The organism is Nocardioides antri (assembly GCF_008373765.1).
GTDB lineage: Bacteria > Actinomycetota > Actinomycetes > Propionibacteriales > Nocardioidaceae > Nocardioides > Nocardioides antri.
This window is the reverse complement of the sequence record NZ_VUJW01000003.1, coordinates 587,105-608,280: the sequence shown is the minus strand read 5'-3', so window position 1 is coordinate 608,280 and position 21,176 is coordinate 587,105. Positions and strand designations below refer to the sequence as shown.

Genomic DNA, 21,176 nt, shown 5'->3' with positions numbered 1-21,176 from the left:
GCGGCGTACGGTCGACACCGTGACCGCAGAGCTGACCGACCCGACGCTCGACACCCGATCGCTCACCCTGCAGCGCTTCGAGGGCAGCACGCTCATCGGCGACCCGGACCAGCCGCGGATCCCGCGCGCCGATCTACCGGCCGGGCCGCGGTGGCCGGCGCTGGTGCAGACGGTGGCGCTGATGCGGTTCCGCCACCAGTTCCACCCCTACCTGCACCAGAAGTACGGCGACGCGTTCACCCTGCGGCTCATCCCGGGCTCGCGACCGCTGGTGCTCTTCACCGACCCCGACGTCACCAAGGAGATCTTCGCCGGCGACCCCGCTGTCTTCCACGCGGGCAAGGGCAACGCGGTCCTCGGGCCGATCATGGGCCGGAACTCGCTGCTGCTGCAGGACGACGTCGAGCACCACCGGGCCCGCAAGCTGCTGATGCCGGCGTTCCTCGGGCACGCACTGCGCGGCTACCGCTCGATGGTCGCCGAAGTCGCCGCCGCCGAGGTGGAGGGCTGGTCGGACGGCGAGGAGTTCGAGTCGCTGGACCGGATGAACCGGCTGACCCTCGAGGTGATCCTGCGCGTCGTCTTCGGCGTCTCCGACGAGGCGCGACTGGCCGAGCTCCGGCCGCGGGTGACGGCCACGGTCGACATCAACCCAGCCATCCTGTTGGGCTGGGCGTACCCCTGGCTCCAGCGCTTCGGCCCCTGGCGCCGCACCGTCGACAACCAGGTCGAGCTCGACCGGTTGATCTACGCCGAGATCCGCGAACGCCGTGCCGCTGCCGACGTCGGCGACCGCAAGGACGTGCTGTCCCGGCTGATGGCCGCCGGCGATCCCGAGAACCCGGGCGACGGCCTCGACGACACCGAACTGCGCGACCAGCTCGTCACGCTGCTGCTCGCGGGCCACGAGACCACAGCGAGCGCCCTGTCGTGGGCGCTCTACGAGCTCGGCCGCGATCCGGCGCTCCTCGCCCGCAGCCGTCGGGCCGCCGAGGCCGGCGACGCCGAGGGGCTCGCCTGGCTCGAGGCGGTGCTCAAGGAGTCGATGCGCCTCCACCCGATCATCCCGATGGTCGTCCGCACCCTGCAGAAGCCCGCCCGCGTCGGCGGCCGCGACCTCCCGGCCGGCACGACCGTCGGCCCGTCGATCCTGATGAGCCACCAGCAGGAGCGGAACTTCCCCGACCCCGACGACTTCCGCCCCGAACGGTTCCTCCCCGAGGTCTCCGGTGCCGACGCTCCGTCGCTCCACGTGTGGATCCCGTTCGGTGGCGGCGTGCGCCGCTGCATCGGGGCCGGGTTCTCGCTCATGGAGGGTGCCGAGGTGCTCCGCCAGGTCCTCTCCCGGTACGACATCACGTCGGTCCAGCCCGACGTCCCCCGGGTCCGCAACATCACCAGCGTGCCGCGGAAGGGTGCGCGGATCCGGGTTGCTCGGAGGGGCTGAGGGCTGCGCTGCGCTGGCTGTTCTTGGCCACGCCTTTCGTGGGTGTCGCGCCGTAAGCGTGGGGCGGTGCCGGGAGGTCGCTCCGGGCCAAGAGCGGGGTCCCCGCCGCCGTCGTGCCGGGGACCGGATCGGTTCCTGGGATGGGTGACGGGGTTGGTGGTTGAGGTGTGAGGCGCGCCAGCGCCGAGCCTCGAAACCACCTCTGGGGATGCCGATGGCCCCGCCGGAGGCGGGGTGCGGGGCGTGGCGGCTACTGGTCGGGCGGGTCGGTGGCGTGGAGGTCGTGGGTGCCGGTGGGGTCGACCAGCCACTGGCCAGTGGGTCCGGTCCACAGGTAGGTGCCCGGGGTGAGCACCCGGTAGGTCATTCGGCCGGCGGTCTTGAGGCGGTGGTGGCCGCGGCAGAGTGGCGCGAGGTTGCACTGACAGGTCAGACCGCCCGCCCCATGCGGCGTCGCATGGTCGAGGTCGCAGCGTGAGGTCGCGGTGGTCGGGCTTGTCGAGACCGTGCAGTGGGGGAAGACGCAGGGGTGGTCGCGCAGGGTGACCTGGCGTCGGATCCGGTCGGGGATCTCGTAGGAGTCGACGGGTTGGTGGCCGGCCAGGTCGAGCACCGGGCGGACGGTGACGGTGGCGCCGGGCGTGCGGATCCAGGTCTTGATCTGCTCGGCGGAGATCGGGGCGCGGGTGTTTGCGAACCGGCCGACGGTGTTGGTCGAGCTTGTCGAGACTCCGGTGGACAGGTGGAGGACGAGCTCCACTTTTGCGACCGGGGACGGTGCGGGTGGTCTCCCCGGTGTCGGGGTCGGGGATCTGGAGGTCCAAGGCGAGGTCGTGGCGGGCGAGCTCACCGGCCGCGATCGCCCGCCGGACGTCGAGGGTCTCCTCACAGCCCAGCTGGCCGAGGACCTTGGCCCGACGGGCGATGGCGTGCTCGAGGTCGAGGTCGATGTCGAAGTGCCGGTGGTCCTGGGCTTCCCGGTGGCGTTCTTCTGCGGCTGCGGGTCGAACCGGGCCAGGGCTTCCTCGACGAGCCGGTCGACCTGGGCCCAGGTGATCCCGTGGGCGAAGGGCGAGGTGCCGGTCCACGAATCCGGCGGCGTCAGAAGGCAGCATGCGGGTGGTGTCGGCGATCCGGAGCGCCTTCCACACCGGCACCCGATCCTCCAGCATCCGTGCCCAGGTCTTCGGCAGCCGGTAGGCGAGCTCGATCACCTGGCCGACGTAGGAGCGCCCGGAGTCCAAGGACCGGCCGAGGAGCGCGGCGAGCTCCATGACCGCGAAGTCACTGATCAACGGCGCACCGGGGCCGGCGACCGGAAGCCCCGTGTCCGGGCCACGTTCGGTCAACGTCGACGCGTCACCGGACTCCTCGTCCACGACATGCTCGCCGGCCCACTCCGCGATCGCACGGACGGTGGCGATCTCCCGCTCGGCAATGACGGTGCGGTGCTCGCGGATCTCGGCCAGCAGCTCCTGCGACCTCGACCCGTCGGCCGGGTCGCGGAGAGGTGCGGTTCCGAGATCCATGACGCCTATTCAACCGCCGCGAACCGACATCACCATGCGCCCAGAACCCGCCTGTGGACAGGTGATCCGCTGGCCCGCGACCTGTGCACGACAAGTGGTCCATGCGCCGTGGTTTCCACGCTCGGCGCTGGCGCGCCTCGCGCCACAACCACCGCTGCGGGCTAGGAGACCAGGCGGGGGACCACGTCGACGGTGGCGGCAATGCTCTCGAAGAGATCGCAGTAGGTGAGGTAGTCCTCGCGGGCGACCGAGCAGGTCAGGGTGACACCGAGGCCGTCGACGAGCCAGGCCCACTGGTCGCACAGGACGTCGGCGGAGCCGAGCCGGTGGGCGAAGCGGTGGTAGGCGACGCGGTGGTCGCCGAGGTCGAACTCGTCGGCGTCCTCGAGCGCGAAGTCGGCGAGCTGGGCGCGGAGGTCGAGGAGCGCCTGCCCTCGCCACGCTGCCAGGTCGGCGTCGACGACCGTGCAGCGGAGGACGATCTCCGGGCACACGCCGGTGGCGGGCACGGAGCGTGGCCGGGCGGCCAGGATCACGCCGTGAGCGAGGTTGCGGCGGACGTGCCAGGTGCGGGGGACGGTCAGGGTGACGTCGTTGTCGGTGATCAGGTGACGACTCGTCATGCCGGCAGCCTGCGCCGGCAGAGAGTACGGCGAAACGCGGCCTGTCCCCGCCTGTGGACGGCCGCGTGCGCGGCCTCCGTCAGAACGCCGCCCGCACCTGCTCCTCGGTGAGGCCGTAGTCGGCCAGGTCGTAGCGGTGCGACGGGCGCGCCTGTCCGGTGCGCGACTCCGCGTCGATCCGCCTGACCTCGGACCGCGCGGCTTCGCTCCAGGAGATGCCGAACGCGTCGTAGATGCCCTCGACGGTGGCGACCGGGTCGGCGACGAACGCCCGGTAGTCGACGTCGACGAACTGCGCGGCAGCGTACCGCTGCCGCGCCTCGGTGAACGCCCGCCACGACCGCTGGAGCATGCCCAGCTGGGTGTGACCGATGGTCTCGCCGACGAAGGTCGTGGACGTGCCGGCGGTCGCCTCGGCGGACAGGGAGCACGCGGACGCGATCGACGTCACCGGGTCGCGGTGGGTGCACACGACCAGCGCGTCGGGGTAGACCTTCATCAGCGCGTCGAGCGCGACCAGGTGCGAGGGGTTCTTGAGGACCCAGCGCTGCTCCTGGTCGTGCAGCCCGATCAGCTGCAGGTTCTTGCGGTGGCGCTCGTAGGCGTCGGTCCAGTCCTGGCCGGCCAGCCACTCCGAGTAGCGCGGCACGTTCGCCAGCGACTCGAAGGAGATCGACTTCCCGGTCTGGCGGAGGAGCCGCCAGCACTCCTCCGGCGAGGTGGCGTCCATGTAGTGGATCCCCATGAACTCGGGATTCGTGACGTGGTGCTGCCGGAACGCGTCCTGCATCGCGGTGAAGATCGGGTCCGACTCCCAGGTCTCCCGCGGCGGTCGGGGCTGCGGGAACTCCGTCAGCCAGAGCTCGAGACCCTGGTGCGCCGGGTCGGCGCAGAGCAGCCGGTGCAGCGCGGTGGTGCCGGTGCGGGGGAGACCGACGACGAAGATCGGGCGCTCGATCGGGACGTCGGCGTGCTCGGGGAACTCCGCGAACCGTGCCTCGGTCATCAGGCGTCCCACCAGCGCGCTCTTCACCTGCGCGCGGTGGAAGTAGTTGCCGACCGGCGTCAGCCCCGCCTCCGGGGAGGCGAGGTCGTCGACCAGCAGCCGCAGGCCCTCCTCGTGGGCGGTCCCGCCGAAGTCGGTCAGCCCGGTGGTGCGTACGGCGGCCGCGGCGATGTCGTCGTACGACCCGACGTCCGCGCGCTGGCGCGGTGCCGCCTCAGTTGTCATGGAACTCGCCGCAGTCGACGTTGAGCATCACGCCGGTCACCGCCGAGGCCAGGTCGCTCGCGAGGAACAGCGCCACGTTCGCGACCTCGTCCGGCGTCGCCAGCCGCTTGAGGTCGGTCGGCTCGGCCTTCTCGGCGTACACCTCCTCGTGCGTGCGCCCGGTCTCCTGCGCGATCCAGTCGAAGTAGGCCTTGTTGACGTCCTCGTAGATGTACGACGGCGCCACGCTGTTCACGCGGATCCCGCGCCGCCCCAGCTCGGTGGCCAGCGACGAGGCCAGGTGCGCGAGCGTGCCCTTCGAGAGCTTGTAGCCGGAGTACTCCGGCTGGCTGCTGTAGACGACGCACGAGTTGAGCATGACGATCGACCCGCCTGGCTTGGTGGGGCTCGCCGCCAGGGCGTCGGCGAAGAGCGACGACAGCCGCAGCGGGGCGAAGACGTTGGTCTCCTGGGCCGCGCGCAGCCCGTCGAGCTCGAGGGTGGTGATCGGGTCCATCGGCGGGATGCCGAACGCGTTGTTGATCAGGCAGTCGACCCGCCCGAACTCCTCGAGCGCGGCGTCCACCAGCCGCCGCCGGGAGTCCTCGTCGGTGATGTCGGTCGGTACGACGAGCGCCCGCCGCCCGTGCTCGCGCACGCGCGCCGCCATCTTCTCGAGGCGCTTCTCGGTGCGGCTCACCAGCACCAGGTCGGCGCCCATCTGAGCGGCCTGCTCGCCGAGCGCACGGCCGAGGCCCGGCCCGACGCCGGAGAGCACGATGACCTTGTCCGTCAGCAGTGGGATCACGCGGGCCAGACTAGAACGTGTTTCAGTTTTGCGCCAGCGCCTCCGAGCGGAGGCGGGGCGTCACGCGGTGCTGCCCGGCTCGAGCCGTGCTCCGGCCGGCAGCTCCGTCCCCGCCTCGATGCGGGAGCCCCGGCCGACCAGAGCGACGAGGTCCGGGTCGTCCACGTCGGTCGCCGGGGCGCCGGTGACGGAGTCGCTGCCCACCACGCAGTCGCGGTCGATGATCGCCCAGTCGACGCGCGCGCCCGCCTCGATGACGGTGTCGGTGAAGACGACGCTGTCCCGCACCACGGCGCCGGCCTCCACCACGACCCCGGGGCCCAGGACGCTGCGCACGACCTCCCCGGAGACCCGGCAGCCCGGGCTGAGCAGGCTGTCCACGACGCGGCCGTCCTCCAGCACCCGCGCGGGCACCCGCTGCGGCTGGCGGGTGCGGATCGGCCACCGGAGGTCGTCGAGGACGCCCTGGTCGTCGACCAGGACGTCGCGGTGCGCCTTCAGGTACTTGTGCGGCTCACCGAGGTCGCGCCAGTAGCCCTCCATCGGGTGCGCCACCACGCGCCGCCGCTCCACCAGTCGGGGCAGCAGGTGGTCGCCGAAGTCGGCCAGTCCCGAGTCGCCCTCGCCGCTGTCGGCTGCGAGCTCCCGGTGCAGCTCCTCGAGGGTCTCGACCAGCGTGCTCGGCCGGTAGACGAAGATCTCCGTCGCGACCGTCGTGCTTGCCGGTTCCGAGGGCTTGTAGTCGAAGCCGGTCACCACGCCGTCGCCATCCACCTGCAGCACGGCGTGGTCGGATGCCTCCTCCAGGGACACCTCGCTGGTCACGACGGTGCAGTCGGCGTCCCGCTCCCGGTGGGTCGCCAAGGCGTCGTCGAAGTCGAACTTGTAGACGTGGTCGGCGCTCATCACCACGACGTACGCCGGGTCCGCCGCGCGGATCTGGTCCCGCAGCCGGTAGAGCTCGTCGGCGTTGCCCTTGGCGAAGCCCTCCTCGTCGGTGGACCCGGTGCCCTCCTGGGGCATCAGGAGCCGCAGCCCGCCGTAGGTGCGGTCGAGGTCCCAGGGCCGGCCGTTCGCCACCTGCTCCTCCAGCGAGGACCCCTGGAACGAGACCGAGAGCCACACCTCGCTGATCCCGCTGTGCGCGAGGTTGGACAACGGGAAGTCGACCAGTTGGAAGACCCCCGCGAACGGCAGGGCGGGCTTCGCGAGCTCCCGGGTCAGGACGTCCATGCGGCCGCCCGCGCCGCCGGCCTGGATGATGGCGAGGACCCGTTGGCGCGACACTTCGGCATCGTGCCACACGGGAGGAACCTCAGCGCGGCACGTGCGCCAGCAGCTCGTCGACCATCTGCTCGAAGAGCCGGACCTGGAGCGAGAAGTGGCCCTCGCCCAGCTCGAGGTGGGGCACCACGCCCGGTATCTGGGCGGCGAGCCACTCGCCGTGGTGGAACGGCACCATCAGGTCGGCGCTGCCCTGCCAGAGGTACGTCGGCACCCGGATCCCGGCGAGGTCGAACCCCCAGTCCTTGGTGAACGCCAGGTCGTCGTCGCACCACCCGTAGAGCTCCTGGACGCCACCCTGGAGGTTGCGGATGATGTCCTCGCCGAGCTCGCCGCTCAACACCGCCCGGTCGACGTCGGGGAGCAGGGTGTCGAGCGTCCGGATCACGCCCTCGGCGTCCGCCTCGAGGATCTCGCCGCGCTCCTTCTCCAGGAACGGCAGCAGCGCGTCCTCGCCCTGCAGCGCGAGGTTGAACTCCGTGATGTTGTCGGCGCCCATGCCGTCGAGGAAGTCGGGCTGGTCGACGTACGGCTTCACGGCGCACACCGCGAGCACGGCCAGCACCCGGTCGGGCAGGCCGGCACCCGTGGCGAGTGCGTGTGGCCCGCCGCCGGACTGGCCACCCGTGAGGAACCGCTCGGCACCGAGGCGGTCGGCGATCGCGGCCATGTCGGACGCGACGTCGGCGACGCTGCGGCCGGGGTTGCGCGTCGAGCCGGCGGCACCGGCGCGGGAGTAGCTGGCGTAGCGGAGGCCGCGGCTGTGCAGCACGCGTTGCTTCTCGCGTCCCTGGTAGAGGCAGCCGGGCGTGCCGTGGTGCCAGATGATCAAGGTGCCGTCGGTCGGTCCGCTCACCTGGACGTCGAGGGTCCGGCCGTCGGGGAGGTCGAGGGCGATGCGCTCGGTCATCCTCGGAGGATCGCACACCGACGCCCCGGGAATAGCCGCCGGCGGGCCGCGTTGCACGAACGTGTGAGCATCCCTCGGGTCACCCTCAACGACAACACGTCCATCCCGCAGTACGGCCTCGGTGTGTGGCAGGTGCCGGCAGCGGAGGCCGAGCGCGTCGTGACCGACGCGTTCGAGATCGGCTACCGCCACATCGACACCGCCCAGATGTACGGCAACGAGGAAGGCGTCGGCGCGGCCATCGCGAGCTCCGGGCTCGCCCGCGACGACATCTACGTCACCACGAAGCTCAACAACAACAACCACGAGAGGGCCGCCGCGCGCGAGTCGCTCGAGGTCTCGCTCGACAAGCTGGGCCTCGAGAAGGTGGACCTGTTCCTCATCCACTGGCCGCTGCCGACGCGGTACGACGGCGACTTCGTCTCCACGTGGGAGACGCTGGTCGAGCTCCGGGAGGAGGGGCTGGCCACCTCGGTCGGTGTCTCCAACTTCCAGCCCGACCACCTCGACCGGATCGTGGCGGCGATCGGCGTCGTGCCTGCGGTCAACCAGGTCGAGGTGCACCCCTACTTCGCCAACGAGGCCGTCCGGGAGGCGACCGCCCGGCACGGCTCGCACGTCCAGGCCTGGTCGCCGCTCGGCCAGGGCGGTGGCGAGCTCGGCGACCCGGTGGTCACCGGGATCGCGGACGCGCACGGCAAGACGCCCGCGCAGGTGCTGCTCCGTTGGGCGCTCGACCGCGGCGACATCGTCTTCCCGAAGTCGGTCCGCAAGGAGCGGCTGGCCGAGAACTTCGACGTCTTCGACTTCGCGCTGACCGCCGACGAGATCGCCGCGATCGCCGCGCTCGACAAGGGCGCCGCCGGCCGTCAGGGCCCTGACCCGGACGTCTTCGACTGGATCCCCGCTAGCTGATCATCCGCCGGGCCACGGCCCGCTGGCGGGCGGTGATCCGGGCGGCGTACTCCTCGTCGGTCAGCGGGGTCAGCTGGGGGAGCAGCGTGGGGACGTCGTCGACGTCCACGACCTGCACTGTCGGCCCGTCCGCCTCGGTCAGCGCGCGCTCGAGACGCTGCCACCGCAGCATGATCGGGCCGGTGCGGTGGCCGGTGGTCTCCAGCCAGTTGGCGATGGGCGCACCGCCCAGCGGAGGCCGCTCGGAGATGACGAAGCGCATCACGCCGTCGTCGTGGGTGAACGCCTGCGCCTTGGTCAGTGACGTCTGGTGCGTCTCGTAGTCGGTGGAGGCGTACCAGTCCGAGCCGACCTGGATCCCCTGGTAGCTGCAGTCGTCGCACCGCGGGACAGAGACGATCATCGCCTCGTCCTCGGCGAGCTCGTAGTGGCCGATCGAGGAGAACTGCGAGGCCAGGCCGCCCGGTGTCGACGCCGGGACGGTCAGCGTGTTGGCCGGCTCCTTGTACTGGAAGAACTGGGGGAACGCGAACCATGTGTGGATCGACCCGATCAGCGACCGGGCGGCGACGTCGTACTTCTTCGCCAGCAGCTCCCGGGTCAGCGGCCTCCGCGGCCTGCCCAGGGTGTCCGGCCGCTCGATGGTGAGGGTGCCGCGCTCCTCGCGGTCCCAGTCGTTGAAGACCTCGCGCACGATCATCGTCTTCGCGCCCGGCTCGGCGACGTAGGTGAACTCGAACGTCCCGTCGTCGGCGATGTCGAGCTCGCGGTCGTCGAACGCCAGCAGGCTGGTCGCCGCACTGTCGGCCGTGTAGGCACCGCCCATCACCTGGAACGACAGGTCGGCGGACGTCCCACGGCGACCGCGTACGACGTACTCGGACCCCTCGCGGAGGTAGGCGTTGAGGTAGACCGCGTCCGGGTTGTCGAGGCCCTGCCGCGAGAACTGGTGGGTCGGGTTCACGAACAGCGGCTGCTCGAGGTCGTAGTCGAACGCGGTCTGCAGCGCCATCCGGATCCGGCCGGCGAGGTAGTCGTAGCCCTCGAGCCGGTCCGCCTCCGTCCTGATGAACGGCGCGTTGGCGATCAGCTCCTCGGCCTCGGCGATCGCGTCGGAGAGCACCTTGGTGAGGCCGAGCGCCTCGCTCATCCGTTGACCTTGGCGATCACGGATTCGGCGTACTGCTCGAGGTGCTTGACCTTCGTCTCCAGCGGCTCGGTGTCCGGTCCCTTGATGTAGGGGATCCGGAAGCCCACGATGCAGTCGGTGACGCCCTTGTCCTCGAGCCGCTTGACCCCGTCGGGGGTGTAGGCGTCGTAGGAGATGACGTGCACTTCGAACTCCGAGGAGTCGCGGGTGTCTCCTTCTTCCTTGCGGATCTCGGCCAGGCGGGGGAGCAGCCGGTCCAGCTCCTCGCCGTCGCCGCCGGCATGCATCCACCCGTCGCCCTTGCGTACGGCGCGCCGCAGGGCGGCGTCGGAGTGGCCGCCGACGAGCAGCGGGATCTTCTCCGTGGGTGCCGGGCACTGCTGGAGCGGCGCGAAGTCGTAGAACTCGCCGTCGTAGCCGAAGAACGTCGGCTCCTCGCCCGGCTGGGTGAGGCCACGCAGGATGTCCATGCACTCGTCCATCCGCTTCCCGCGCCTCTCCCACGGGACGCCCATCGCCGCGAAGTCCTCCGGCCAGGGCGAGAGCCCGACGCCGAGCCCGAGCCGGTTGCCGGAGAGGAAGGCCAGCGACGACGCCTGCTTCGCGACGAGGACCGGCGGCCGCACCGGCAGCTTGAGCACGAACGGGGTCAGCCGCAGCGTCGAGGTGACCGCGAACAGGTGCGCGCAGAGGATGAACGTCTCGATGAACTCCTTGCCGAGCAGGAACTCGCGGTCCCCGGTGTCGGTGTAGGGGTACTGCGAGTCGGACTCCTGGGGGTAGATCAGGCTGTCGGCGATCGTCATCGACGTGTAGCCCGCTGCCTCGCAGGCCTGAGCCAGGGGAGCGTAGTAGGCAGCCTGGGTCATGCCCTCGGCAAAGCTGAACCTCATCATGGCGCCTTTCGGTTATTGAGCCTGTCGAAATATAGAACGTGTTCTAGATTTCTGCCAGAGTGGTGCTCGTGCCTGACGCAAAGGAACGCCCGGCCGGGCTCGACTCGCCGGTCGTCTCGAAGATCATCAAGTACGGCGCCCGCGCCCACGTGCCGGTCTTCCGGCTCACCAACGGCCGGATCGGCTCCAAGTGGCGGATCGGCGCCGGCTGGAAGAAACCGGTGCCGGTGCTCCTGCTCGACCACCTCGGCCGCAAGAGCGGGAAGACGTTCACCACGCCCCTGCTCTACCTCGAGGACGGCGAGCGCCTGGTGGTCGTCGGCTCCCAGGGCGGACTGCCGAAGCACCCGCAGTGGTTCCACAACCTGGTGGCGCACCCCGAGGCCACGGTCAGCCTCCGCGGCGAGCGTGAGCGCCGCGTGCGGGCCCGCGTGGCCGACCCGGCCGAGCGGGCGGCGCTGTGGCCGCGGCTGGTCGACCTGTACGCCGACTTCGAGAGCTACCAGTCGTGGACCGACCGGGAGATCCCGGTCGTGGTGCTCGACCCGGTGCGCTGACCGGTTGGAAGGGAGTTGAGAGGGTGGGGTCATGGACCTGGCAGAGCTGAGTGACCGGACCGAGATCAACGACGCGCTGATCCGCTACACGATCGCGGTCGACACGGGCGAGTGGGACCGGCTCGACACCGTGTTCACGCCGGACGCCCAGATCGACTACAGCGAGACCGGTGGGACCGTCGGCACCTATCCCGACGTCAAGGCCTGGCTGGCCGAGAACCTCCCGGCGTTCTCCAAGAAGCGGATGCACACGCTGGGGCAGGTCGCGATCTCGTTCGCCACCAACACCCGGGACGCGGCCCGGGTGACGGCGTACTTCCACAACCCGATGCTGGTCGCCGACGGTCCTGACGGGGCCGGCGGCGAGCGGCTGGTCGAGGTGGGTGGGCTCTACCACCACACGTTCACCCGCACGAGCGCCGGCTGGCGTTCGCAGCGGCTGCACGAGCAGCTCGTCTGGACCCGCGGCTTCTGAGACCGCCCGCGGACGGCGGGTTTTGTCCCGGTTGCGCCGGTCCGTGACAATGGCGCGGTGACCGACGAGCAGGAGAAGTCCGACAACCCGGTGGTGTCCGGGTTGGTTGCCCTGCTCGCGGTCTCGCTCGCGGTCGGCCTGGTCCTCGGAGGCGTCGCGCTCGTCGGCACCCGCATGCTCGGCCTCGGGGACGACTCCTCGAGCTCCGCCGGAGCCACCGGCAAGGAGTCGGCGATCATCCCGAGGCCGTCGAAGACGGCCGGCAACGGGCCGCAGGTCACGCTCGAGACCGAGGAGGCCCAGGAGACCGAGACCGACGCCGGCGACCCGGAGCCGTCCGAGACCAAGACCACCAAGGCCGAGAAGTCGATCACGCTCCAGGCGGGCCAGACCGCCGTCGGCAACTTCGAGCGGATCGACCTCACCGGGATCTACCCCGGCGGCGAGGGCGCGATCCTCCAGGTGCAACGGCTCGAGGGCGGCCAGTGGGCCGACTTCGACGCGACCATCCCGGTCAGCGGCGAGCAGTTCAACACCTACGTCCAGTCCGCGCTGACCGGCGTCAACAAGTTCCGGGTGATCGACAACGCCACCGGCGAGGCGTCGAACCCGGTCACGGTCACCGTCGGCTGACGGGGCCGCCGGTTCGCCGTACGGTGGACCATGGCCCGGGGGCGGTACTACGTTCGCTCGCTCGTCGCCGCGCTCCTGCTCGGTGTCCCGGCGATGCTCGCGGCATGTGTCGAGGACGTCGACCCGGTGCAGGGCGGCAGCTCGCCGTCCGCCGGCTCCCCGGTCCCGACCGGCACGTCCGCACCGCCGCCGGCGGAGCTCGTGGTCGTCGGCCACGCCGCCCGGCCGCAGCTGCGGCTGAGCCGGCAGGAGTCCGACCGGCTGCTCGCCGGCGCGACCGACACCTGGCGCGGGCTCCGCGTGGTCCGCGGTGAGGACGCGGCCGCCGAGCGCTCCGTCCGCGCGGTCGAGCGGGACCCGCGCACGATCGCGGTGGTCCCGATCGAGGCGGTCGGGCCGACCGTGGTCGCGGCGGCCGTCGCGGGCGTCGACCCGGTCGTCGACCACGTCGACGCGACCCACGTGACCGTCGCCGGCGACCTGATGCTCGTGCGCGGGGTGCCCGACGCCGCTGCCGCCCTCGCGCCGCTGACGCCGCTGCTGCGCCGCGCCGACCTGACGGTCGGCAACCTGGAGAGCACGCTGTCGACCGCCGGCAGCCCCACGCAGGGCGACGACTCCTTCGGCGGCGACCGCTCGCTCGTGCGGGTGCTGGGTCGCGCCGGCTTCGACGCCGTGTCGCTCGCCAACAACCACGTCGGCGACTACGGGCCGCGCGCCCTGGTCGAGACCGTCGACCTGCTGGCGGCGGGCCCGGTCGAGCCGTTCGGGGCCGGTGCGACGCTCCGGCAGGCCTCGCGGCCGGTGGTCCTCGACGCGGGCGGCACCCGGTTCGCGTTCGTCGGGTTCAACGCCATCGGCGAGACGCCGGCGGCGACGGCCGGCACTCCCGGTGCGCTCTCGGTGCGGATGCCGCCCCGGACCGGACCGTTCGTGCCGGCCGACCTCGACCGGGTGGCGCGCATCGTCGCCCGCGCCGACCGGCTCGCCGACGCGGTCGTCGTGCTCCCGCACTGGGGGACGCAGTACACCCACACGCCCGAGCCGATCCAGCGCCGGGTCGCGCGGGACCTCGTCTCGGCCGGAGCCGACCTGGTCGTCGGCGGGCACCCGCACTGGGTGCAGGGGATCGACGTCGTCGACGGCGTGCCGGTGCTGCACTCCCTGGGCAACTTCGTGTTCGACATGGACTTCATGCAGGAGACGCTCGAGGGAGTCGTGCTCGAGACGACCTGGTGGGAGGGCGAGCTCAAGGCGCTGCGGCTCGTGCCCTACGCGATGGACCCCGTCGACTTCGCCCCGCGACGGGTCACGGGCGACCGGGCGGCCGACATCCTCGGCGACGTCCGCGACGCCTCGACCGGCCCCTATCGATGAGGCCCGTCAGCGGAGCCAGCTGACGACCACCCGCGCCGCCCGCTCCAGCTGGCGGCGATCCACGACCGACGGGACGTCGGCTGCGGAGTGGTAGGCGGCGTACGACGTGCTCCCGAGCCGGACGCCCGGCAGCCCGTCCCGCACGAAGGACCAGTGGTCGCTCGAGCGCTGCCCGCTCTCCACGACGTACGGCGCCCCGACCCGCTCGGCCGCCCGGACCAGCTCGGCGCGCAGCGGGTCGCCCTCCACGGCGCTGCCGATCACGACCGCACCGCCGACGCCGACCCGGTCCAGCGACACCATCCCGCGCAGGGTCCGCCGCTCCTCCGGGGTGAGCCGGGCGACGTACGCCCGCGAGCCGTAGTGGTGGTCGTCGTCCGTCGGTCCCCGCGGCTCCTCGGCGCCGAACGCGATCAGCACGACGGGCAGCCGGGTCCGGCGGGCGGTCACCGCCTCCGCCACGGCCAGCAGCACGCCGATGCCGGAGGCGTTGTCCTCCGCCCCGGGTGACTGGGGGACCGTGTCGAGGTGGGCGCCGACGGCGAGCCACGGGCGCCCGGGCCGTACGTCGCCCCGGCTCGCGACCAGGTTGACCGAGTCGCCCCCGTCGACGGGCACGCCCCACGAGACGCCGGCCGGCACCGGGAACCGCTGCCGGTCGACCTGCCAGCCCCAGCCCTCGAACCGGGCGGCGACCCAGTCCGCGGCGCGGAAGAAGGACGGCTCCGTCCCCGGTCGCGGCCCGATGACGCCGGCGAGGTGGTGGACCGCCCGCATCGCCGTGCCGACCTCGACGTCGCGCGGGCGCGCGCGGCGGCACCCGCCGAGCGTCCCGACCGCTGCCGCGACCGCGCCGGTGAGAAGCTCACGCCTCCCGAGCCGCAGGCCTGCCGCCATCCGCTGAGCCTGCCACGACGACCGCGTACCGTCTCCCCGTGGGGGGAACAACCCGGCTGGCGACCCCGTTGCACCGTGTGTCAGACTTGAGTCAACGCGACTCAACTTACTTGCTGGACATCTGGTCCAGGGTCACGCACAGAGCAACGGAGGAGCAACAACATGGCACGTGCTGTCGGCATCGACCTCGGTACGACGAACAGCGTCGTCGCGGTTCTCGAGGGCGGCGAGCCCACCGTGATCGCGAACGCCGAGGGGGCGCGCACCACGCCGTCGGTCGTCGCGTTCGCGAAGAACGGCGAGGTCCTCGTGGGTGAGGTCGCCAAGCGGCAGGCCGTCACCAACGTCGACCGCACCATCCGGTCGGTCAAGCGCCACATGGGCGAGTCCTGGACCACGGAGATCGACGGCAAGTCCTTCACCCCGCAGCAGATCAGCGCCTTCATCCTGCAGAAGCTGAAGCGGGACGCGGAGGCCTACCTCGGTGAGACCGTCACCAACGCGGTGATCACGGTCCCGGCGTACTTCTCCGACGCGCAGCGCCAGGCGACCAAGGAGGCCGGCGAGATCGCGGGCATGAAGGTCGACCGGATCGTCAACGAGCCCACCGCGGCTGCGCTGGCCTACGGCCTCGACAAGGGTGAGGACCAGACCATCCTCGTGTTCGACCTCGGTGGCGGCACGTTCGACGTGTCGCTGCTCGAGATCGGCGAGGGCGTCGTCGAGGTCAAGGCGACCAGCGGTGACAACCACCTCGGTGGCGACGACTGGGACAACCGCGTCGTCGAGTGGATGGTCAAGAAGTTCAAGGACAACAACGGCGTCGACCTTTCGGCCGACAAGATCGCCGCTCAGCGCCTCCAGGAGGCGGCCGAGAAGGCGAAGATCGAGCTGTCGTCGTCGAGCGAGACCACGATCCACCTGCCCTACATCACCCACGGCGAGAACGGCCCGCTGCACTTCGAGGAGCGGCTGACCCGGTCGGAGTTCCAGAAGCTCACCGCCGACCTGCTCGACCGCACCAAGGCGCCGTTCCAGTCGGTCCTGAAGGACGCCGGTGTGCCGATCTCGGGGATCGACCACGTCGTGCTCGTCGGTGGCTCCACTCGGATGCCCGCCGTCACCGAGCTCGTCAAGGACCTGCTCGGCGGCAAGGAGCCCAACAAGGGCGTCAACCCGGACGAGGTCGTCGCCGTCGGCGCCGCGCTGCAGGCCGGTGTCCTCGCCGGTGAGGTCAAGGACGTGCTGCTGCTCGACGTCACCCCGCTGAGCCTCGGCATCGAGACCAAGGGCGGCGTGATGACCACCCTGATCGAGCGCAACACGACGATCCCGACGAAGCGGAGCGAGATCTTCACGACCGCCGACGACAACCAGCCGTCGGTCGAGATCAAGGTCGCGCAGGGCGAGCGCCAGATGTGGGCGCAGAACCAGCCGCTCGGCAACTTCGAGCTGACCGGCCTCCCGCCGGCGCCGCGCGGCGTGCCGAAGATCGAGGTCACCTTCGACATCGACGCCAACGGCATCGTGCACGTCTCCGCGAAGGACCAGGCGTCGGGCCGCGAGCAGTCGATGACCATCTCCGGCGGCAGCGCGCTGTCGAAGGACGAGATCGACCGCATGGTCCGCGAGGCGGAGCAGTACGCCGAGGAGGACGCCAAGCGGCGCGAGGTCGTCGAGGTCCGCAACCAGGGCGACCAGCTCGTCTACACGACCGAGAAGTTCCTCGCCGACAACGGCGAGAAGATCCCGGACGACGTGAAGACCGAGGTCACCGCCGACGTCGAGGCGCTGAAGAAGGTCCTCGAGAACGCCGACTCCAGCGTCGAGGAGCTCAACTCCGCGATCACCAAGCTGGGCGAGTCCAGCCAGAAGATGGGTGCGGCGATGTACGCCGCGGCCGAGGCGGACGCGGCGGCGGCCGGCGGCAGCACCGGTGCGACCGGTGAGTCCGACGACGACGTGGTCGAGGCCGAGATCGTCGACGAGGAGTCGTCGACGGGCGAGGACGAGGCCAAGTGACCCACGGCGACACGCCTGACGAGGTCATCCCGGACGAGGTCACGACGCAAGAGGTCGACGAGCAGCCGGAGGTCGAGGAGGCCCCGCAGGTCGAGGACGTCGAGGAGGCCCCGGAGGTCGAGGAGGTCCGTCTCGGGACCGAAGGGGCTCCGGAGCCCGAGGTCGAGGCCGAGCCGGTGGTCGAGCCCGAGGCCACGCCCGAGGCTGACGAGCTGGCCGTCACGAAGATGGCGCTGGAGGAGCGGACCCTCGACCTCCAGCGGCTCCAGGCCGAGTTCCTCAACTACAAGCGCCGGGTCGACCGCGACCGGGAGCTGGTGCGCGAGAACGCGACGTACGCCGCGCTCACGCCGATCATCGACGTGCTCGACACCATCGACCGCGCTCGTGACCACGAGCCGCTCGAGGGAGGCTTCAAGGCCGTCGCCGAGCAGCTCGAGCGCGTCGTGGCCGGGCTGGGCATGGTGAAGTTCGGCGCGGTCGGAGATGCCTTCGACCCGACCGTCCACGAGGCGCTGTCGCACATCGGCACCGACCCCGAGGTCGAGGTCACCACGTGCAAGGTGGTCGCGAAGGCGGGCTACAAGATCGGCGACCGGGTCGTGCGTGCGGCGCAGGTCCTCGTGGTGGACCCCGTCGAGGAGTGATCGGTGGGACGAGGCGAGTGACACGAAGGGAGGTGTGCGATGAGTGAGGCCGGCAACGGTGGCGGCATCCGTGCGGACTGGGCGACCAAGGACTTCTACAAGGAGCTGGGCGTCGCCAAGACCGCGAGCGCGGACGAGATCAAGAAGGCCTATCGCAAGCTCGCGCGCGCCAACCATCCCGACGCTGTGAAGGATGCCCCGGACGCCGCGCAGAAGCACGAGAAGTTCAAGAAGGTCGCCGAGGCCTACGACGTCCTCGGCGACCCCGAGAAGCGCAAGAAGTACGACCAGGCGCGCGAGCTCTTCGGGTCGGGTCGCGGCTTCCCCGCGGGCGGCGGCGGGTTCCCCGGCGGCATCAACGTCGAGGACCTGTTCGGCGACCGGCCCGGCGGAGCCGGCGGCTTCGGCGACCTGTTCGGCGACTTCATCGGCTTCGGCGGTGGCGGTCGTCGGCAGCAGCCGCGGCCGCGGCGGGGGGCCGACCTCGAGACCACGGCGACCGTCGGGCTCATCGACGCGCTCGAGGGCGTGACCGTCTCGCTGCGGCTCGCCTCCGACGCCGCCTGCGCGACCTGCGCGGGCACCGGCGGCAAGCCGGGCACGAGTCCGCACCGCTGCCCGACCTGCGACGGCACCGGCTTCGTGGTCGCGTCGGTCGGCGGCGCCTTCTCGATGAACGAGACCTGCCCCGGATGCGGTGGCCGGCAGCTCGTCTACGACGAGGCGTGCCCGACCTGCCACGGCAGCGGCCGCGGGAGCGCGACCCGCACCATCCAGGCGAAGGTGCCGGCCGGCGTCAGGGACGGCCAGCGGATCCGGCTGCGCGGCAAGGGCGCGCCGGGCGAGCGGGGCGGACCCGCCGGCGACCTCTACGTCACGGTCAGGGTCACCCCGGACCGGGTGTTCGGCCGCAAGGGCGACCACCTCACCATCGACGTACCCGTCTCCTTCGCCGAGGCCGCCCTCGGCGCTGCGGTGAAGGTGCCCACCCTCGGCGGGCCGCCGGTCACCCTCAAGATCCCGCCCGGCACGCCCAACGGGCGCACCTTCCGGGTGCGCGGCAAGGGCGCACCGAAGCCGGGCGGCGGCCACGGCGACCTGCTCGCCACGGTGGAGGTCCAGGTGCCCGCCACGCTCTCCGAGGACGCGCGGAAGGCGCTCGAGGCCTACGCCGCCGCCACCGCTGACGCGCCGTTGCGGGCCGGTCTCTTCAGCAACGCGGAGCAGTGACGCCGATGCCGACGCGACCTCGTCCTGGTGCCGAACCCCCGCCGCCCGAGGCCCCGGTCTTCGTGATCAGCGTGGCCGCCGAGCTCAGCGGGCTGCACCCGCAGACCCTGCGGACCTACGAGCGGCTGGGCCTGATCACCCCCGGCCGGACGCCTGGCGGTGGACGGCGCTACTCCTACCGCGACATCGAACACCTCCGGGAGATCGCCGAGCTGACCAGCTCGGGCATCGGCATCGAGGGTGTCCGCCGGATCCTCGAGCTCGAGTCCGCAGTGGCGACCCTGCGTGCCCAGCGCGACGAGCTCCTCGCCGAGCTCGACGCCGCCCACGAGGCGCTCCGGCAGGCCCTCGCGGCCACCCGGTCGGGCGACAACAAGCTCCCCGCCGTGCGCCCCCCGACGCCGGCCCAGTCCATCGTCGTCTGGCGCCGCCGCCCCTGAGAGTCCGCCGACCGTTGGTCGAAGAGGTCGCGCAGCGACCGTCTCGGACCCTGGCGCCGGTGGTTGAGGTGCGAGGCGCGCCAGCGCCGAGCCTCGAAACCACCCCCGGATGTCCTGTGGATGCGCTTGTTCGGCTCGGACAGATGTTCTATTATGAACTCAACGTCGATGGTTGTCTCGGGAGGTGCCGTGGTCGCGCAGCTGATGCCCCAGCCGCACCCGATCACGGCCTGCGCCGACCAGCTCTCCACCGTGCTCGCGGAGGTCGCGGAGGTGCCGGCGGTGTACATGAGCCCCGCCGACAAGCGCGCCGCCCTGCTGGCGCTCACCGATGCCGAGCGGAGGCTGGCTGAGCTGAGGCTGCGGGTGATGGCCGCGTCGGCCGACGTCGCCGAGGGCGACGGCGCGCGGGATGTGGCGGCGTGGCTGGCGTCGCGGACGCAGGCCGACTCCGCGGGGCTGCGGGGTGAGCAGGCGCTAGCGAAGGCGCTGGACTGCCGGTGGGAGCGGGTGCGTTCCGGGATGGCCGCCGGGGTGGTGTCGGCCGAGCAGGCGCGGGTGATCGTCGCCGGTCTGGAGGCGTTGCCGGCCCGGGTCGGTCCGGAGGTGCTGGCACAGGCCGAGGAGCAGCTGGTCGCGTACGCGCGGGAGTTCAGACCCAGCGAGCTGCGCCGTTTGGCCCGGCACATCCTGGACGTGGTCGCCCCGGAGATCGCCGAGGCCGAGGAGGCCAAGCGGCTGGAGGACGAGGAACGCCACGCCCGGGAGAAGTGCCGGCTGTCCCTGCGGCCGCTGGGTGAGGGGTCCACCCGGGTCTCGGGGGTGATCCCGGACGCGCACGCGGCGCGGTTGCGGACCTACCTAGAGGCGTTCACCTCACCCCGCAAGGCCGACGACGCCGTGTCCGGGGAGGAGGACCGGATCCCCTACCCCCGCAGGCTCGGCCAGGCGTTCTGTGCTCTGCTCGAGCACCTCGACCCCGACCAGCTCCCCGCCCACGGCGGGGATGCGACGACGGTGATGGTCACCCTCTCCCTGGACGCCTTGAAGACCGACCTGGCGACCGCCGGCCTGCTGGACGGAGACCTCTCCTGCGGTGACAACCTGTCCGCCACCCAAGCGCGGCGGGTCGCGTGCAACGCGCAGATCATCCCCGTGGTCCTCGGCGGGAAGGGCGAGATCCTCGACCTCGGCCGCACCCGCCGCCTGTTCACTCCAGCCCAGCGCAAGGCGCTGCGGCTCCGGGACCAACGCTGTCGCGCGGAGGGCTGCTCGATCCCCGCGACCTGGTGCGAAGCCCACCACCAGCAGCCCTGGTCACAGGGCGGGAAGACCGACCTCGCCGACGGCGTACTCCTGTGCTCCTGGCACCACCACCGCGCCCACGACCGAAGATTCGCCGGAGACAAGCTCCCCAACGGCGATGTCCGGTTCCATCGACGCAGGTGACCGGAGGGGTGGGCGGGAGCCTAGATTCGACCTGTGGCGAACACGGACTGGTCGGCATGGCACGACGCGTATGCGGCGCCGGGCTCCGGGCTGTCCGACCGGCTCGCCGCCGTGCGTTCCCAGATCGACCGCGTCCTCGACACGACCGCGCCGAACCCGCTCCGCGTCGTCAGTGCCTGCGCGGGCGACGGCCGGGACCTGCTCGGCGTGCTGGCGCGACGCTCGGACGCGGGCCGGGTCACCGCCCTCCTGGTCGAGTACGACGCCGTGCTGGCCGCCCGCGCGCGACAGACAGCCGCGCCCCTGCCTGCGCGGGTCGAGGTTCGACAAGCCGACGCGGCGCAGAGCGATGTCTACAGCGACGCGGTGCCGGTCGACCTGCTCCTGCTCTGCGGCATCTTCGGCAACATCAGCGACCGCGACGTCCGGCGTACCGTCGAAGCAGCCCGCCAGCTGTCCGCGCCTGGCGCCGAGGTGATCTGGACACGCCACCGCGGAGAGCCGGATCTCACGCCCTCGATCAGGGAGTGGTTCGCCGCCGCCGGGTTCGAGGAGCTCGCGTTCGTGGCGCCCGAGAGCGACACGTGGTCGGTGGGCGTCCACCGCCTCGTGGCTCCTCCGCGTCCGCTCGAGCCCGGTCGTCACTGGTTCACGTTCCTGCGGTGAGGCCGGGTCCG

The 21,176-nt window shown here is 71.5% G+C and carries 22 protein-coding genes; 13 read left to right on the top strand and 9 right to left on the bottom strand.

Annotated features, from left to right (window positions below; genetic code table 11):
• Positions 1-19: 19 nt before the first annotated feature.
• Positions 20-1,447 (top strand): cytochrome P450, encoded by a 1,428-nt coding sequence (locus F0U47_RS09170; RefSeq protein ID WP_246159537.1) that lies wholly within the window; start codon positions 20-22, stop codon positions 1,445-1,447.
• A 250-nt stretch (positions 1,448-1,697) separates the two neighbouring features.
• On the opposite strand, the gene F0U47_RS09165 is transcribed toward F0U47_RS09170, so the two are convergent.
• Complete coding sequence (locus F0U47_RS09165; RefSeq protein ID WP_149749972.1) at positions 1,698-2,207, bottom strand: HNH endonuclease signature motif containing protein; 510 nt, start codon at positions 2,205-2,207, stop codon at positions 1,698-1,700.
• 73 nt (positions 2,208-2,280) lie between these two features.
• Here F0U47_RS09165 and F0U47_RS09160 point away from each other — a divergent pair, with 73 nt between their 5' ends.
• Complete coding sequence (locus tag F0U47_RS09160; protein WP_149749971.1) at positions 2,281-3,141, top strand: hypothetical protein; 861 nt, start codon at positions 2,281-2,283, stop codon at positions 3,139-3,141.
• Here F0U47_RS09160 and F0U47_RS09155 read toward each other — a convergent pair.
• From F0U47_RS09155 to F0U47_RS09135, 5 genes are all read right to left on the bottom strand, one after another.
• Complete coding sequence (locus F0U47_RS09155; RefSeq protein ID WP_149749970.1) at positions 3,138-3,599, bottom strand: hypothetical protein; 462 nt, start codon at positions 3,597-3,599, stop codon at positions 3,138-3,140. The genes F0U47_RS09160 and F0U47_RS09155 overlap by 4 nt on opposite strands.
• 79 nt (positions 3,600-3,678) lie before the next feature.
• Positions 3,679-4,830 carry a sulfotransferase family protein gene (locus tag F0U47_RS09150; protein WP_149749969.1) on the bottom strand — a complete coding sequence of 384 codons (1,152 nt, stop codon included), beginning with the start codon at positions 4,828-4,830 and terminating at the stop codon, positions 3,679-3,681.
• Entirely contained in the window at positions 4,820-5,617 is a 798-nt protein-coding gene (locus F0U47_RS09145; RefSeq protein ID WP_188111238.1) for an SDR family oxidoreductase, read from the bottom strand. The genes F0U47_RS09150 and F0U47_RS09145 overlap by 11 nt, the downstream gene beginning before the upstream one ends.
• A 60-nt stretch (positions 5,618-5,677) precedes the next feature.
• Positions 5,678-6,904 (bottom strand): glucose-1-phosphate adenylyltransferase family protein, encoded by a 1,227-nt coding sequence (locus F0U47_RS09140; protein ID WP_223162702.1) that lies wholly within the window; start codon positions 6,902-6,904, stop codon positions 5,678-5,680.
• A 28-nt stretch (positions 6,905-6,932) separates the two neighbouring features.
• Positions 6,933-7,811: an alpha/beta fold hydrolase gene (locus F0U47_RS09135; RefSeq protein WP_149749968.1), complete on the bottom strand. Its 879-nt coding sequence runs from the start codon at positions 7,809-7,811 to the stop codon at positions 6,933-6,935.
• 63 nt (positions 7,812-7,874) lie between these two features.
• Here F0U47_RS09135 and F0U47_RS09130 point away from each other — a divergent pair, with 63 nt between their 5' ends.
• The gene (locus tag F0U47_RS09130) at positions 7,875-8,726 is read left to right on the top strand and encodes an aldo/keto reductase (protein WP_149749967.1); all 852 of its coding nucleotides are present in this window, start codon (positions 7,875-7,877) and stop codon (positions 8,724-8,726) included.
• Here the strand turns inward: F0U47_RS09130 and F0U47_RS09125 are convergent.
• A complete protein-coding gene (locus tag F0U47_RS09125) occupies positions 8,719-9,876 on the bottom strand; it encodes a hypothetical protein (protein WP_149749966.1) in 1,158 nt (385 codons plus the stop codon). The genes F0U47_RS09130 and F0U47_RS09125 overlap by 8 nt on opposite strands.
• Positions 9,873-10,769 (bottom strand): TIGR03619 family F420-dependent LLM class oxidoreductase, encoded by an 897-nt coding sequence (locus tag F0U47_RS09120; RefSeq protein WP_149749965.1) that lies wholly within the window; start codon positions 10,767-10,769, stop codon positions 9,873-9,875. The genes F0U47_RS09125 and F0U47_RS09120 overlap by 4 nt, the downstream gene beginning before the upstream one ends.
• A 71-nt stretch (positions 10,770-10,840) precedes the next feature.
• On the opposite strand from F0U47_RS09120, the gene F0U47_RS09115 reads away from it, so the two are divergent.
• The 4 genes from F0U47_RS09115 to F0U47_RS09100 are packed head-to-tail and all read left to right on the top strand — an operon-like array spanning position 10,841 to position 13,814.
• On the top strand, positions 10,841-11,329 hold the full coding sequence (locus F0U47_RS09115; protein WP_149749964.1) for a nitroreductase family deazaflavin-dependent oxidoreductase: 489 nt from the start codon (positions 10,841-10,843) through the stop codon (positions 11,327-11,329).
• A 31-nt stretch (positions 11,330-11,360) separates the two neighbouring features.
• Positions 11,361-11,804, top strand: coding sequence for a nuclear transport factor 2 family protein (locus F0U47_RS09110; protein ID WP_149749963.1), 444 nt, complete (start codon positions 11,361-11,363; stop codon positions 11,802-11,804).
• Positions 11,805-11,861: 57 nt separating this feature from the next.
• Complete coding sequence (locus tag F0U47_RS09105; protein WP_149749962.1) at positions 11,862-12,437, top strand: hypothetical protein; 576 nt, start codon at positions 11,862-11,864, stop codon at positions 12,435-12,437.
• A gap of 30 nt (positions 12,438-12,467) precedes the next feature.
• On the top strand, positions 12,468-13,814 hold the full coding sequence (locus F0U47_RS09100) for a CapA family protein (RefSeq protein WP_149749961.1): 1,347 nt from the start codon (positions 12,468-12,470) through the stop codon (positions 13,812-13,814).
• 6 nt (positions 13,815-13,820) lie between these two features.
• On the opposite strand, the gene F0U47_RS09095 is transcribed toward F0U47_RS09100, so the two are convergent.
• Positions 13,821-14,711, bottom strand: coding sequence for a M28 family metallopeptidase (locus F0U47_RS09095; protein WP_149749960.1), 891 nt, complete (start codon positions 14,709-14,711; stop codon positions 13,821-13,823).
• 162 nt (positions 14,712-14,873) lie between these two features.
• On the opposite strand from F0U47_RS09095, the gene dnaK reads away from it, so the two are divergent.
• From dnaK to F0U47_RS09060, 6 genes are all read left to right on the top strand, one after another.
• Positions 14,874-16,733 carry a molecular chaperone DnaK gene (gene dnaK, locus F0U47_RS09090; protein ID WP_149749959.1) on the top strand — a complete coding sequence of 620 codons (1,860 nt, stop codon included), beginning with the start codon at positions 14,874-14,876 and terminating at the stop codon, positions 16,731-16,733.
• Positions 16,730-17,380, top strand: a complete 651-nt coding sequence (gene grpE, locus F0U47_RS21800) for a nucleotide exchange factor GrpE (protein ID WP_246159536.1) — start codon at positions 16,730-16,732, stop codon at positions 17,378-17,380. The genes dnaK and grpE overlap by 4 nt, the downstream gene beginning before the upstream one ends.
• Positions 17,381-17,419: 39 nt before the next feature.
• Positions 17,420-18,610: a molecular chaperone DnaJ gene (dnaJ, locus tag F0U47_RS09075; protein WP_149749958.1), complete on the top strand. Its 1,191-nt coding sequence runs from the start codon at positions 17,420-17,422 to the stop codon at positions 18,608-18,610.
• 5 nt (positions 18,611-18,615) lie between these two features.
• Positions 18,616-19,050 carry a heat shock protein transcriptional repressor HspR gene (locus F0U47_RS09070; RefSeq protein WP_149749957.1) on the top strand — a complete coding sequence of 145 codons (435 nt, stop codon included), beginning with the start codon at positions 18,616-18,618 and terminating at the stop codon, positions 19,048-19,050.
• Positions 19,051-19,218: 168 nt separating this feature from the next.
• Entirely contained in the window at positions 19,219-20,499 is a 1,281-nt protein-coding gene (locus F0U47_RS09065) for an HNH endonuclease signature motif containing protein (protein ID WP_246159535.1), read from the top strand.
• 33 nt (positions 20,500-20,532) lie between these two features.
• Positions 20,533-21,165 carry a class I SAM-dependent methyltransferase gene (locus F0U47_RS09060; protein WP_149749956.1) on the top strand — a complete coding sequence of 211 codons (633 nt, stop codon included), beginning with the start codon at positions 20,533-20,535 and terminating at the stop codon, positions 21,163-21,165.
• Positions 21,166-21,176: the final 11 nt, after the last annotated feature.

Bases quoted from the DNA above. Each gene is read 5' to 3' on its own strand.
- F0U47_RS09095 (WP_149749960.1), bottom strand. From the start codon at position 14,711: ATGGCGGCAGGCCTGCGGCTCGGGAGGCGTGAGCTTCTCACCGGCGCG.
- dnaK (WP_149749959.1), top strand. From the start codon at position 14,874: ATGGCACGTGCTGTCGGCATCGACCTCGGTACGACGAACAGCGTCGTC.
- F0U47_RS09100 (WP_149749961.1), top strand. From the start codon at position 12,468: ATGGCCCGGGGGCGGTACTACGTTCGCTCGCTCGTCGCCGCGCTCCTG.
- F0U47_RS09155 (WP_149749970.1), bottom strand. From the start codon at position 3,599: ATGACGAGTCGTCACCTGATCACCGACAACGACGTCACCCTGACCGTC.
- F0U47_RS09120 (WP_149749965.1), bottom strand. From the start codon at position 10,769: ATGAGGTTCAGCTTTGCCGAGGGCATGACCCAGGCTGCCTACTACGCT.
- F0U47_RS09135 (WP_149749968.1), bottom strand. From the start codon at position 7,811: ATGACCGAGCGCATCGCCCTCGACCTCCCCGACGGCCGGACCCTCGAC.
- F0U47_RS09065 (WP_246159535.1), top strand. From the start codon at position 19,219: ATGGTTGTCTCGGGAGGTGCCGTGGTCGCGCAGCTGATGCCCCAGCCG.
- F0U47_RS09125 (WP_149749966.1), bottom strand. From the start codon at position 9,876: ATGAGCGAGGCGCTCGGCCTCACCAAGGTGCTCTCCGACGCGATCGCC.
- F0U47_RS09110 (WP_149749963.1), top strand. From the start codon at position 11,361: ATGGACCTGGCAGAGCTGAGTGACCGGACCGAGATCAACGACGCGCTG.
- F0U47_RS09070 (WP_149749957.1), top strand. From the start codon at position 18,616: ATGCCGACGCGACCTCGTCCTGGTGCCGAACCCCCGCCGCCCGAGGCC.
- dnaJ (WP_149749958.1), top strand. From the start codon at position 17,420: ATGAGTGAGGCCGGCAACGGTGGCGGCATCCGTGCGGACTGGGCGACC.
- F0U47_RS09150 (WP_149749969.1), bottom strand. From the start codon at position 4,830: ATGACAACTGAGGCGGCACCGCGCCAGCGCGCGGACGTCGGGTCGTAC.